Annotated in this window: 13 protein-coding genes; 9 read left to right on the forward strand and 4 right to left on the reverse strand. The window is 33.2% G+C overall.

Annotated features, from left to right (window positions below; all coding sequences use genetic code 11):
• Positions 1 to 243: transposase (locus DXB63_RS17435; RefSeq protein ID WP_147332310.1), on the forward strand; the 243-nt coding region annotated here is incomplete at its 5' end.
• Between the two features lie 322 nt (positions 244 to 565).
• On the opposite strand, the gene DXB63_RS17440 is transcribed toward DXB63_RS17435, so the two are convergent.
• Genes DXB63_RS17440 through DXB63_RS17450 form a run of 3 tightly spaced genes read right to left on the reverse strand, consistent with a single transcriptional unit; the run spans position 566 to position 3,346 of the window.
• On the reverse strand, positions 566 to 1,903 hold the full coding sequence (locus DXB63_RS17440; protein WP_122127664.1) for a putative phage abortive infection protein: 1,338 nt from the start codon (positions 1,901 to 1,903) through the stop codon (positions 566 to 568).
• Positions 1,903 to 2,313, reverse strand: coding sequence for a hypothetical protein (locus DXB63_RS17445; RefSeq protein WP_122127665.1), 411 nt, complete (start codon positions 2,311 to 2,313; stop codon positions 1,903 to 1,905). Before DXB63_RS17445 ends, DXB63_RS17440 begins: the two co-directional genes overlap by 1 nt.
• The gene (locus tag DXB63_RS17450) at positions 2,291 to 3,346 is read right to left on the reverse strand and encodes a GNAT family N-acetyltransferase (protein WP_122127666.1); all 1,056 of its coding nucleotides are present in this window, start codon (positions 3,344 to 3,346) and stop codon (positions 2,291 to 2,293) included. The genes DXB63_RS17445 and DXB63_RS17450 overlap by 23 nt, the downstream gene beginning before the upstream one ends.
• A 513-nt stretch (positions 3,347 to 3,859) precedes the next feature.
• On the opposite strand from DXB63_RS17450, the gene DXB63_RS17455 reads away from it, so the two are divergent.
• The 3 genes from DXB63_RS17455 (at position 3,860) to DXB63_RS17465 (ending at position 7,411) form a co-directional block, all read left to right on the forward strand.
• Positions 3,860 to 5,083 (forward strand): site-specific integrase, encoded by a 1,224-nt coding sequence (locus tag DXB63_RS17455; protein ID WP_122127667.1) that lies wholly within the window; start codon positions 3,860 to 3,862, stop codon positions 5,081 to 5,083.
• 225 nt (positions 5,084 to 5,308) lie between these two features.
• Positions 5,309 to 5,815, forward strand: coding sequence for a hypothetical protein (locus DXB63_RS17460; RefSeq protein ID WP_122127675.1), 507 nt, complete (start codon positions 5,309 to 5,311; stop codon positions 5,813 to 5,815).
• A 354-nt stretch (positions 5,816 to 6,169) separates the two neighbouring features.
• Complete coding sequence (locus DXB63_RS17465) at positions 6,170 to 7,411, forward strand: hypothetical protein (RefSeq protein ID WP_122127668.1); 1,242 nt, start codon at positions 6,170 to 6,172, stop codon at positions 7,409 to 7,411.
• A gap of 413 nt (positions 7,412 to 7,824) precedes the next feature.
• Here the strand turns inward: DXB63_RS17465 and DXB63_RS17470 are convergent, their stop codons facing one another.
• Complete coding sequence (locus DXB63_RS17470) at positions 7,825 to 8,487, reverse strand: hypothetical protein (protein ID WP_122127669.1); 663 nt, start codon at positions 8,485 to 8,487, stop codon at positions 7,825 to 7,827.
• Positions 8,488 to 8,645: 158 nt separating this feature from the next.
• On the opposite strand from DXB63_RS17470, the gene DXB63_RS17475 reads away from it, so the two are divergent.
• From DXB63_RS17475 to DXB63_RS17495, 5 genes are all read left to right on the forward strand, one after another.
• Positions 8,646 to 9,056, forward strand: coding sequence for a helix-turn-helix domain-containing protein (locus DXB63_RS17475; protein WP_122127670.1), 411 nt, complete (start codon positions 8,646 to 8,648; stop codon positions 9,054 to 9,056).
• The gene (locus DXB63_RS17480) at positions 9,046 to 9,513 is read left to right on the forward strand and encodes a hypothetical protein (RefSeq protein ID WP_122127671.1); all 468 of its coding nucleotides are present in this window, start codon (positions 9,046 to 9,048) and stop codon (positions 9,511 to 9,513) included. The genes DXB63_RS17475 and DXB63_RS17480 overlap by 11 nt, the downstream gene beginning before the upstream one ends.
• A 68-nt stretch (positions 9,514 to 9,581) precedes the next feature.
• Positions 9,582 to 10,610, forward strand: a complete 1,029-nt coding sequence (locus DXB63_RS17485) for a hypothetical protein (protein ID WP_122127672.1) — start codon at positions 9,582 to 9,584, stop codon at positions 10,608 to 10,610.
• A gap of 76 nt (positions 10,611 to 10,686) precedes the next feature.
• Positions 10,687 to 12,210: a hypothetical protein gene (locus DXB63_RS17490; protein WP_122127673.1), complete on the forward strand. Its 1,524-nt coding sequence runs from the start codon at positions 10,687 to 10,689 to the stop codon at positions 12,208 to 12,210.
• 3 nt (positions 12,211 to 12,213) lie between these two features.
• On the forward strand, positions 12,214 to 13,167 hold the full coding sequence (locus tag DXB63_RS17495; RefSeq protein WP_122127674.1) for a hypothetical protein: 954 nt from the start codon (positions 12,214 to 12,216) through the stop codon (positions 13,165 to 13,167).
• Positions 13,168 to 13,835: the final 668 nt, after the last annotated feature.

Below are 13,835 nucleotides of genomic sequence, written 5' to 3' on the forward strand. Positions count from 1 at the left end.
ATAGCTTTGACACGCCTTGCCAGATGGTATGATGAAGTGGACAAATCCGGCTTTCTTACGTTTGGAAGAGTGGCGCGCTCGATACAGGTACACTACTTGAATATTATCAATTTCTTTGAGAGACGTTCTACCAATGCTGCTTCAGAAGCTTTTAATGCTAGAATTAAAGCTTTTAGAGCACAGTTCAGGGGCGTAAAGGATAAAGCATTCTTCTTGTACAGATTAACTAAGTTATATGCATAATAGGAAATCCATCAGGGTTTTACGTTGATCCGCGATAACCATGGGATCATTGGGGGATATACAAAAAAACCACTAAAATTGGCGTTTTAGTGGTTTTTTATCCGTAATAGGCTGAATGTTTGTGGGCCATCTAGGGCTTGAACCTAGGACCTCCAGATTATGAGTCGCAAACGTCTGATTTTTAGCGATTTACATTCTATTTCTTTTCATGTCCATACCTCTTGATTTCCAAGCTCAAAGATAATATTTCCTTTTCAAATAATATCTCTTGTTTTCTTCTATTTTCCTGAGATGTGTGCAAATTGTGTGCAACGGTTCAATCTTATTCATTCATGATTCTATCCATTACGGGTTTTATTGATTCGAGATTATTAGGGGATATTTCAATGCACTCTATGCCTAATTCATCTGCAATTGTCTTAGCATATTTGATTTCTCTTTTTTGAAATTTGTCTAATAGTTCAATGTCATATATTTTATTATCTCTTTTATCTAATCTTTCTTTTATTTGCAATAGTTCGTCAGTGATTAGGATTATAAAAATAGGATTTATCTCACGGAAAGTATTAAATGGAATATCTTGAATTGTATTATCTATGTTGAGTAAACAAAAATGTCCATCTAAAAGATACTTTTCATCTGGGGATATTATTTTCTTTAGATTTTCAAGTAATATATTCTGTGTAAGATCAACATCTTTAACTCTTTTTTCATTACCTTTATCCCACTGAAGAACTTCACTAGAAACCAAATGTCTTATATTGTATGATTTTGTTAGTTCGGAGCATATGTATCCTTTGCCTACACCATGAATACCTCCAACAAAAATGATGTTGCTCTTTATGTCCATATAACTTTTAAATTTTGTGTTTCTATAAAATAACTCTTGATGACTTTTGGTTGTAAAATCATTGTCTTTTAGATTTTCAAGAAAAGAATATTTGTCCATTAATGGCAACATTTTTTTTCTACCATATATACTAATTCCATTATAGAATGATATATATAATTCGTTATTGCTCATTTGTGCTTGTACCAAATCAACATATTTTTTCTTATTGGAAATCTCGCTTGTATCTATATATTTTAATATATGATATAAATGCCTAAAATAATGACCTAACTGAGTGGTATGTTTGGTAAACACTTCTGAGTAATGATCATTAATTATTATTCGAATTAGATTAATATTTTCTTGTTTTAATAAAGAGTGATCATATTCAAAATCTAACATCTGAATTTTTAACTCTTCTGCAACTTTATCAATGAATTGATAATCACATAAAATAATACCTTTTGTAGATATGTCTTTTCTATCATAGAAAGTACCTTTGCTTGTTGTGAGAATCGTTCTTTGGTTACTTAATAGCTCAAAAAGAGTATTCTCAAATTGTTGAATGTATGATCTTTCTTCTTGAACCTTGGTTATATCTAATTGTGTTTTATAAGTTCTATATAATAATGAAATACTAATTAATGATATTAATGAACCTAATACTCCTCCAATGTAATCACCAAAAGTCCCAAAATCACTAGGATCTTTTGACAACTTGCTCTCATGCATTTGTATAGCATATATTATTAAAGAGCCGATAGATATCAAGACTATTAATATAAGCAGAAATATCTCAAGTCCAGAAAAACGCCGTTCATTATTCATCAATCTGAAAATTTGAGAGTTAGTTCGTTAATTTCATCATCAAGATATCGAAAAGACTGTGGAGCAACAAATTTTTCATCATTTATTGTAGGGTCAATGGGTGTCTCATATAATCTAGGTGACTTTATTTGCAAAGCAAATCCCGTATCTTTTCCTTCAAAATATTCATCAAAAAAATGCTTAGATATACCAGCATTTTTATGAGTTTTCTCCCATAATAATTGGGGACTCTCTTCTATTATTTGCTCTATACAAAATTCTCCGACTATTTTGCCAATAGGTTTGGTTGCATAGACTACAACTTTTTTAATATCTTTTCTCTTAAAGATAGTGCGTCTAAATTCGAATTTTTTATCTCCTTTAAATATTTCTTCGACGAAAGTCGGCTTAATCGATAATAATATTTTCATTTATTTCTCCTTTTTCTAAAATTCCTTGAAACTGGTCATCACTTAATCTGAAGAATCCCCAATAAATATTCGGACTTATTCCTAGACTATCTAATAAATATCCTCTTGTCACTCTTTTTGTTAAGGCAATATTATATGTCATTTTTATAGTAATAATATTATCTTTTTGATACCAGCCCTTTAAATCGCTTTCGTCGAAAATGCTATAGGCGTTAGTGTACTCAATGAAATCATTGATATTTGTGAAATCAGATTTAATCTTAATTTCTTCGACTTCGCATATAGAGGTTACTACACTCCTATATCTCGCAGGACCTTGATAATCATTTGTCCTATAAATTGCAATAAGGTCGCCTTTTCTTAAAGATGCAACATCTGGCATAAAACAAATATATATTTTGTGAATACTATTTGTGTATGAGACATCCTTTACCAAATTGTATTTATAACTTTCTTCATTATTTAATATTGAATCAGGAAATAGTTTTGTATGATATTTAGGGTATATGGATAATAAAAACTTCCTTTTATCTTTTAAACTAATTAAAGGATAATCTTTTAATTGATCATTGCTGAGTTCTTTCATGCTTTTTACTAGAACATCTTCATCTAACTTTTTCCCAACATAATCAAAACCATATTTTTTTAGAAGATTTACTAAGCCTATATGCTTGCTAAAAATCGTCACATATATTTCGTCTACATTTTTAACAATTGCAATGTCGGTAATTTTTTTTATAAATCGTTCTCCCAACTTGGTGTTATGAGCATCAATTTTAAAAGTTCCAACCTTCAACCTTTTTGCTTGTGGCCTGATTGGATTTATGTCATCTAATTCTCCATCTTCTATTTTTAGAAATAGAAAAGCTTGTAATTGATTTGATTGATTATATTGTACGAAAGCAAACTTATTCTCTTCGCTTTTTTTTTCAAACCATTCAGAGAAGCCTGGATAATCTTCTTTTAGTGAATCAAAAAAAGGGTCGGATAAATCTATGTCTTTAAAATATCTAATTAATATCTGTTCTACCATATTTACAATAAATTATATGTGAAACTTTCTAAGAACAAAGATAGATAATTTTAGAGATATTTGGAGTCATTTCGGATGATTTTATTTCTTAAATCGTGAAAGATCTGGACCTCTTATCATTCTTATTGTAACAATATGCATTTTACACCATTGTTTAGTAGCTTATATCCTCAAATACCGTTTGAAATTCAGTTCAACACCCTTGAAATAAGGTCATCGACTACATGGCCTTTAATTATTTAACTTTTATTATGTATTTGTTTTCTGGCGTATTTTCAGTGTTTTTAGGCGTTGTTTTATATATAGTTTTGGTTCTTCTTTGAATTTATATACCTTATTTATAGGAAATTAACTATTCGAAGCCCTTTTGCTTTTCGTTTTTAACCCGTTTAAATCAATGTCTAAACAACTTGAAATCAATATTCAAAAGTGGGTTGAATGTTTATATTTCCATTCAAATGAGGATATATAGACTATCGTAAGCAATTCCGCTTGCGGGTAATCACTAAAACCATGTATAATTTTTCAAAAGACGGTATCGTAGTCTCTACGGTACTTGATGCACGTACTGCCAACAAAGAAGGCAAATATCCTGTTAAAATCAAGGTTTATTATCAAAGAAAGCCCAAGTATTATTCTATTGGTATCTGCATGACAAAAGAAGAATGGAACAAGCTCCCGGATAGCAAATCTTCTGAAAGCAGGAAAATCAGACAAGCCATTGAAAGTAGTTTTTCTTTAGTCCGTATGAATGTTGAAGCTCTGGCAGAGAAAGGAACATTCTCTTTCAATACGCTCAATTTACGTTTGGGAAAAGCTACCGGTGATACTCTGAACAGTGCCATACGAGCTAAGATTGAGGAACTGAAAAACGAAGAAAGAATCGGGACAATGCAGTTCTATCAAACTACATTGGTAATGGTTGAGGAAGTCGGCGGCAAAGATATTCCATTTAGTACTGTTACGGTTGAATGGTTACAAAAATGCGAAAGACTTTGGTCGAAAACGAGAAGTATTTCTACAATCGGTATGCACATGAGAAATATCCGTACTTTGATGAATGAAGCCAAGAGAGCCGGCGTTATCAAAGAATCGCAATACCCATTCGGAAAAGGTCTGTTCGAGATAAAGACCGGTATCGGAAGAAAGAAAGGATTGACAAAGAAACAGTTGAAGGCCATTTTCGATTATAAGAGTGAAAATGAAACCACTAACAGGTATAAAGACCTCTGGATATTCATTTACTTGTGCAACGGTATCAATCCGACAGACATGCTGAAATTGAAGTTCTCGGATATTGTGGACGGTGAAATATGTTTTGTGAGACAGAAAACAGAACGCACAACAAAGAATAGGAAAGAGATACGTGCAGTTGTTTCTCCCCAATTACAGGCAATAATTGACAAGTGGGGCAACAAACCGTTACCCGATAATTACATATTTCCTTATATGAAAGGGCATGAAACGGCCATAGAGCGTAAAGCGATTGTACGCGATGTTGTCAAGCGAATCAACAAGCGTATGAAGTTGATAGGTGAAGAATTGGGTATAGGCAATATCACCACATACACCGCAAGACACTCATACGCTACCGTATTGAAACGAAGCGGAGCCAATATCTCTTATATAAGTGAATCCTTAGGACATACCGACCTGAGGACTACGGAAGCATATCTGGCGAGTTTCGAGAAAGAGGAGCGTGCTAAGAACACTAACCTTTTGACCTCGTTTTTGTAGCCTATATAGCCTATATGGGGCTCTTTTTACTTTCCTGCCCGGTAATTCTATTCATTAGGGAATCGGGTTTTCTTTATGCAAAATTACCGGTGCGATAACTTAATTCAGGTTAAGAATATAGTTAAAATACCTTTTTCTTTTATATTCCGACAAAAAAGAGGATATATGTAATGTCCGATGATTCATGTATTCGGAGTATTACTAAATTCAAAAATAAATAAAGTTATGGCACGAAAGAAAAAAGTAGAAGAAGAACAACCGGTGGCTGCCGAAGTTGTAGAGACTAAAAAGAAATCTTCAAAGAAAGCACCAAAGACCAAAATGTCTGTTCAAAAAGAAAGCATACAGGAAACCACTGTTCAAGAGCCGATTGTCAAAGAAGAAAATACGAAAGATTCTTTTAAAGACAAAGACTATACAATCGATGAGCTTATAGATATGTTAGGACCGGATATTGATTGTGAGGATGATACAGAGTTTTCATTAACGGAAGATACTTCTTCACAAGAACAGGAATACACAATAGAGGATATGCTTTCCGCATTGGACGAGTCAATCGATAATGACGATGAAGAATGTGTTTCAGATGAAATACTTGATAAATTCGACAAGACACTCGAAGAAAAAGGTTTGGGCGATGATTATTTTCAGAAGAAAGAAGAACGGCTTAAAGAAATGGAGCTGGAGCATGAACTTCACGAATTCGCCATTGATGAAATGCTGAATGAATAAGAATATCTAATTTTGCAACCTGCAACAGTCTCTTTATGAGATGTAACTTTGTGGTGTGCCTTATTTTTTCTAATTTTGCATTGTCATGGTAACATGTCGGACATATTAGAAATTTTAAGGTACACGAAAGTGTTTAACTGATTCTCTACGACGAAGTCTGGTAAACTATCTGTAGAACGGGAATAAGTTGACATCTCTCGCGTCATATCCGTATATGGCGTGGGGACTGTTGCTTGTTTTAGTTCAAGGTCTTTACCAGAGCCCGTCGTATAAAATAAGTTAATGGCCTCACGCTTTCTGCATTTATGAACTCTTCTGATTTGGGGCTAAGGAAGAAATGACATTCTGGTAATTATGAAGAAAATTTTATTAATGTTAGGTGCGGTAGCTTTATTTACTGCATGTAGTGACGACAGTGGTTCCGGTAGTGGTAATATCAATTATGAAGAAGGTTATAAATACCTTACGAATTTGAATGTAAGTGACGCTAAAATGATTTATCAAAAATCATCTTCAACAAGAGCGTTAGGTGATGATTCTTATTACAAACTTGATTTATCAGGCAATGAAGTAAAGTTGTCAATCAAGGGAGAGGACGGGCAAGACCATAATATTGGCATTAGCAAGGTAGTCAAATTGAGTGATAAAATTATTCTGGTAAATCCTGTTGAACAAGATATTGTTGATTTGTTTTATAAACCCGGTCCTGATGATGAAAATATATCTGTTAGCAATCAAAGTATTAGGTATCTCTCAATAGTAGATGTTCAAACAGAAAAGTTATACAGATGGCCGAAAGATGTGTATATTGATTTGTACTACGGTTCATTGAAAACAATATTGGATAATCAAGGAAATATTTATATTGCTTCTTCTTCTAATTCAAATTATCCAGAATTTAGTCAAATATATAAACTGGATGTTTCAGATTTCACAATGCAGAAAATGTTACCTGATGAAGTTAGATGTAATAATTTCACTGTAACAGATAATGGCTTTGTTGTGTATTGGAGTAGTCAAGAACAACAACGGAATTGCCGTGTGAAATGTCCGGGTGGCAGAATTTATCCGATTTCAGATACTTATACATTCATCTTTAACGGTTATTTATATTCCATTCGCAATAATGCGATTATTCAATATAAGACTGTCGGTAATAATGACCTAGAAGAAAAAACAATATGTACCATATCTGATGAACAATTCACTGGGTATGGGGAATTTGCTGTTCCTAATCATGTACGCAAAACAATAGTGTTAAATGAACATTATGAGTTCGACGGAGAAAAATGTACAAAACTTGATAAGCAGATTAATATTGGAGATATTCGTACGAGCAAGGCATGGTACAACCGCAGCAATACAACTTTCTCAAAAATAGCAATGAAAGATTATCAAGAATCTCAATTTCAAATCTTGGATTATGAAATACAAAGTCTTTCGGCGAGCTCGGAAAGTCCAAATATCACATTTACTGGTTTCAGGTATTTAGACGGTGCAAATGTTGTGGGAACTATCACAGAATCAGATGAAGTAGTTATCGATAATGTTGCAGAAAACGGAAACAAAATCATCAATCTTATTTCGTTGAACTAATTTCAATTCAAAAGAATATCCTCTTGTTGTGACTATGCAGCAAGAGGATTTTTTTATGCCTTAAAATCTGAATTACCGGAAAAACGAGAGTTCTGTATATGCTATGCTTCTCTAAATCAAGCAATATTTACGTTCCTTATTTAGCTCCATAGAATCCGAGATTACTATATGCCCATACCTAAAATAAGGCTGTTTTCATCTCCTGTATCGAGATTTTCTCTTGCCTCTAATACTCGGTATAAAGAAGCAAGAACATATCTCGAATATGAAAGAATAAATTTGAAGTAGAAAATTGTTACAAGAAATAATTAAGGTAATTAATTGAATTAATGACTTTAAAAAGGTTTATTGATATTGTTATATATTCTATTTCCTCTTTTATAAAGAGATTAATTTAACTAACTATATTAATTTTATAAATAATATTTTTTAGGGATTGTTGTAAGATCGCTCAATGTCCAATGTTCGTCTTCAAGGTCATCATAAAAAGGTTCAAATATGATATCTGGAAAAGAAAATTCTTTTTTTTCCGGTGATAAATGAAATCCGGTAGTAAGAAAAGTAAACCCATTCTTATTACACATATTTTTCTCTTCGATTATTGTAAATTCATATTCTCCTATACATTTCAAGATAGCATATTTATAAGGAGACCAACCAATGTGTACCTCCTCATCTTTTTTTATACGCGGAACATCGATAAGTTCAGGATTGAAAAAAGCAGAAACTGTTTCGATAAGTTCAGGGGTGAAAGATTCCGGTATTTCGTTAGATTTGAGTTTGTATTTCTCAATGAAATCTCCCCAGCTAAGATAATCAATACTACGTGCCAAAATTCCTAAAGTCTTAGGAGAAACAACTGCTTCATTATTCTTTCTATATTCCCATACTTTATAAATGGTTTCTTCACTGATAGACTCTGCTTTATTATATTCTCCTCTTCCTCCCAAAGTTTTAAGCTTTCCGTTAATCTTTTGTGCCAAAGTTATATAATCCTGTTTTGTTTCAGGATGAACTTTGAATTCATCTTCTATCGCTTTTCTAAGTTTACAGAGTTCTGCTGGTGGGTTCTTCATGCTGTTTTTCTATTATTTTGGGGTGTAAAAATACTGTTTTTTTTTCAAAACACCAGAAAACACCAGAAAACACACAACTAACACCAACTAACACCAACTAACACCAACTAACATTTTTAGACATTATAGTACACCAAATAAAGGCCTTTCTTTGCAACATGAAACAGAAAGATATAATTATGGAAGCTAAAAGTACCACTTATGACACATTACCGGAACGAATAGATTATTTGATTTCGGAGATTGGCGAAGTAAAAGAATTATTAATGCAAAGGATTGAGAAACCGGAAGAGATTCCCAAATATCTGTCTTTAGAACAAGCATTGCTCTACTTGGAAAAGAAAGGATTTTTGGTGAGCAAGTCGAAACTATATAAGATGACTTCTGGAGATATCATACCTTGCCATAAAAATGGTAACAGAATTTATTTTCTCCCGGAAGAACTGAATGACTGGTTAGAAAAACAATTTGGAACGATAGGTGAAACGAGCCGATACCTTTCAGACCAGAAAGCAATAAATAACATTATAAAATCAGCTCAAGCTAAAAAATATTATTATGGAAAATAACTATCAAATTGATGATGAGAGAGCTAATTTAAATTTTTCTATTCATTATGACTGTGGTACTTTAATTGCTGAAAAAGACCGAATTGAATTTGAATCATTGGTAGGCGCACAAGGTAAAATTGTTATAGATTTCACCCCACCGAGAGTCTGTCCGTTTATAACGGAATGCTATGAGAAAAAATATGAAAAACTTTCTTTGCCTTCTGACTCTGAAGGTTTCGATTTTTTTATTTCTAACAGTGGTTATGTTTCTTCTGATACGAAGTTTAAGACATTTGCTCAGCTTTGGGTGGAATATCGATCTTCGTGTATAGAGTATAATAGTCTTTTTTATCATTGGCGAGATTTTTTCAAAAAGTTGATTGAGATTGGTTTTAAGATGGGACGCCATCCGGAAAATAACAAATTGATAGTTTTTTGCAGAAAAAATATTTCTGCAAAATGTAATTGGGATTAGTAAATTGAATAGAAAAAGGAGAACTGCCAATTGCAGCTTATTCTTTTTCAAAATTAAAAAATAAAATCATGAATGAAATAATGAAAACGAATCCTCCTTCAAAACTGGCAAAGAAACTAATTAGCCTTAGCGAGGCAGATAACTGGGAGGAGGCGAAAAATGAATGGAAAATGGAACGGTATTATCATATTTCTGAGCATTGCTCATGCCTTTGTTGTTCCAAAGGAGTACATGATATGACTGTAATTGAGAATATATTCAATACTAATCAGATGCATATTTGTAATTCTTGTGCAAGCTTGTATTTCGGAATACAGGAAAGTCTTAAGATTGAATCTGTAGTGCGAAGATTAAAAAAGAACAAGAATTCGCATATGGATAATACATGCTTGACGTATTTGCATGGAAATGGAATTCTTGGTCTTCTTGAATTTAAAAACTATGAGCTTGTCAGGTCATCCCGAAAAGATGCGTTTAGTGTTTTTTACAGACAAAGAATCAACGAGAGAATTATACATTTTACAAATTTCGCAAATAAATCTATTTTTGAAAAGATTGAAATTCTCATTGCGTGGAGTAAGAAGATGGAAAACCCACATTGTATTTCTGTATTTGTTGAAAAATGGAAGAAGTTAGCGGACACAGGACAAGTTGATATCGCTTGGTTGGATGATTTTATTGAGAAGAACGAAATAGCGCTGTCTCCATTTACAAAACAGGACAAAGAACTGGCTTTGGAAGCTATCCAAGGACAAGTTTTTGCTACTTTAGATTTAGAAGAATATTTCTGGTCTACAAAATGTAAGTTGACAAAGGATTCGGCGAAACGTATATTGTTTCCATTCTGTATTGAAGGTTTGGAAGACGGCGAAGTCAGTCAGGAAGAAGCTGAAAAAGAGGCGATGGAAAATATGAGGGAGAGAGAAAGAGAGCTTTGGGCATTTTATCTTGCGCAACAGCAAGATTCACAAAGCGATTCCTGGAATGAAGATAATGCTCGTATGAATAAAATTATTAAGGAAGGGATTGCTGTACAGGAATCCGGTGGAGAGAAAAAAGTGAATGGAAAAGAAAATTCTGTAGCAATAGAAATGTAATTATTAAATCTAACAGAAAAAGGAAAGCTGCCAATTAATTGCGGCTTATCCTTTTCCAAAATAGAAAAATAAGATTATGGCTGAAATAATGAAAACGAAAGCTAATCCTCCTTCAAGGCTGGCAAAGAAACTGATTAGCCTTAGTGAAGCTGATGACTGGGAAGAAGCATCCAAAGAATGGGTAATGAAAGGGTATTATTGTGTTTTGGGATATTGTTCGTGTCTTTGCAGTCCTAGAGGAGTACATAATATAACAGTGATTGAGAATATACATAATTTCAATCAGATGTATATTTGTAACCCTTGCGCAGACTTATATTTTGGTATTCAGGAAAGTCTTAAGATTGAATCTACGGTAAGACGATTAAAAAAGAACAAGGACTTGAATATGGATGATATATGTTTGGCATACTTGTTCAGGAATAAATTTATTGATAGACTTGAACTTAAAAATTACCGACTTGTCAGGCTGTCCCGTAAAGATGAATACAGCCGTTTTTACAGGCAAAGAATCAACAAGAGAATTATAAATTTTACGGATTATGCCAATAAACCAATTTTTGAAAAGATTGAAATTCTCATTGCGTGGAGCAAGAAGATGGAAAACCCACATTATATATCCGTATTTGTAAAACAAAGGAAAGAGTTAGCGGAGACAGGACAAATCGATGTTGCTTACTTGGATGCTTTCATTGAGAAAAACGAAATTGAGTTATCTTCATTTACAAAACAGGACAGGGATTTAGCTTTGGAAGCTATTGGAGAACGAAGACAAAGTACTTTAGACTTGGAAGAATATGTCAGGACTACTAAACTCCGGTTGACAAATGAATTAGGCCAATATGTACTGTCTGGATTCTGTTTTGAAGGTCTGGAAGACGATGATACTTTTGATGTGGGCAGGCAGGAAGAAACTGAAGAATGTAGGGCTATAAGAAAATCGATAAAAGTGGCAAGGGATATTTCGTTGGATTATTCCATAGAACTACAAGATTCTCAAGAGGATTTTCAGGATCAGCAACAAGAACAGATATACGAACTCATCAGGATCGGGCGCGCCCAACAGGAAATCGAAGAAAAGAGAAAAGCAGATGAAAAGGAAAGAAAGGAGCAGCGCCTAAAGGACAAAAAGACAATGCAAGAAGAGCGAAAAGTAAGTAAACTGAATCAAGGAAATTTTGACTTTATATATCCTCATGGTTGCGACACCTTAAAATGGACTCACTTTCATGAAAGTGTTATTTCACCCATAGATAAAGATGTCTTAGATGACCTTTCGTATTTGATTTATACTTGGTTTTTGGATATAAAGAAATCTCGTTCATTGAAAAGTTTCATTTACTTTTTTACAAACAGAGAGATTGCTCATAAATTTAAACTTATACCGTATAGTAGAGAGTTTGTGGAAATCATGTATGTAGGCGCTTTGTTGCAACTGATTGACATGGGTGAATTGGGCGGTATCTTGAATGATTTATATAAGAGTACAGACGATAATATTAAAAGCGATAAAGTCGAATTGTTAAATGAAACATTATCAAAGACGTCTTATGTAGCTGCCCTTAAAGATAATGTAGAAATATTGATTACAAAAAAATAAATTATGAAAAAAGAAAATGGCAATATCGGGCGACAAGGCTTACTCGTTAATTCTATGATGTCCGGAAAAAAAGGTTACAGGCATGAACTTTTTGGAGATACTTATCTGGAATTTGCTAAAAACAAGAAACTTAATTGGAAGTTTCGAGATTTAGATTCTGCATACAAAAACAGCACTTTTCCTATTACGGCAAAAGCATTGGCGAAGCTTACTTGTTTCATGTGCAACTGGATAAAGGATATTGGTGCTTCCTCTATAATATCTCCTTATTATATCGGTGAGTATTTTGATGATGATTCATTTTCTATGATGCGTTCAGATTCACATGGTTTATTTTTCCCTTTTAAGGAAGATAAACAATGGGCTAATGTGTTTTGGGTTTTGTCGCGGCTTAATAAATCATGTATTGAATCATTATTGGGTCGGATATATTCTGATACCAAGGAGGAGGACCAGGGCTCGAAGATTGCGGAGCTCATTGGTTTATTGAGTGTTGATGGGTATACAGTACAGCCTCGAATAGGAGATCGTGTATATGTAGAAATAATACAATCACAGGGAGATAATGAATCCGTTAGAAAGGTTGTAAATAAGGTAAGAGCAAAGAGGATTCCAAGTGGAATAAAGCAAAAAACGCTACAAGAATTGGCTTGTTTTATAGATGGTTGGGTTGAAGAGTTGAAAACAACAAGGGAACCACTTGTTGTTTGGAAATACAAGAATCCTTATTGGTTTATTCCCCAAAGGAGAAAGCGTAAAGACTTATATGATTATCTATTATCATGTAAACTTGAGCAGATTGCAGCGGTAATTAAAATTGTATATGGTAGTACGGAAGAATCGCAAAAGAGTGATAAACTGGATAAACTGAATGAAATTTTTAACAAGGATTTTTATGAGATAGCATTTACTTCCAATATCCTGGAAATAAGAAAGATAACAATTGTTTATTTATAAAATAATGAGAGTCTGTATTTGATAATGATTAAATACAGACTTTCTTCTTGTTATTCATTAAATAAAATAGTTTAATTCAATAATAAAATATTGTTTCGAGAGTAAAAGCTATTTCTGCTTGAAATGACTTCATCAAACAATCACGCATGGTGATGTATGGATAACCAATCGATCGATAAATATTATAAGAATCAATAAGCCGTTTCTGCTTGAAGTGGCTTCATCAAACAATCGCGTATGGTGATGTATGGATAACCAATCGATTGATAAATATTGTAAGGATCAATAAGCTATTTTTGCTCGAAGTGGTTTCATCAAACAATCACGCATGGTGATGTATGGATAACCAATTGATCGATAAATATTATAAGAATCAATAAGCCGTTTCTGCTTAAAGTGGCTTCATCAAACAATCACGCATGGTGATGTATGGATAACCAATCACTCAATAGATATTATGAAAATTGAAAAGCCGTTTCTGCTTGAAGTGGCTTCACCAAACAATCACGCATGGTGATGTATGGATAACCAATCGATTGATAAATATTGTAAGAATCAATGAGCTGTTTCTGCTTGAAGTGGCTTCATCAAACAATCACGTATGGTGACGTATGACCAATCGATCAATCGATAAATATTATAAAAATCAATGAGCTGTTTCTGCTTGA

The sequence above is a fragment of the Bacteroides sp. OM05-12 genome, assembly GCF_003438995.1.
GTDB lineage: Bacteria > Bacteroidota > Bacteroidia > Bacteroidales > Bacteroidaceae > Bacteroides.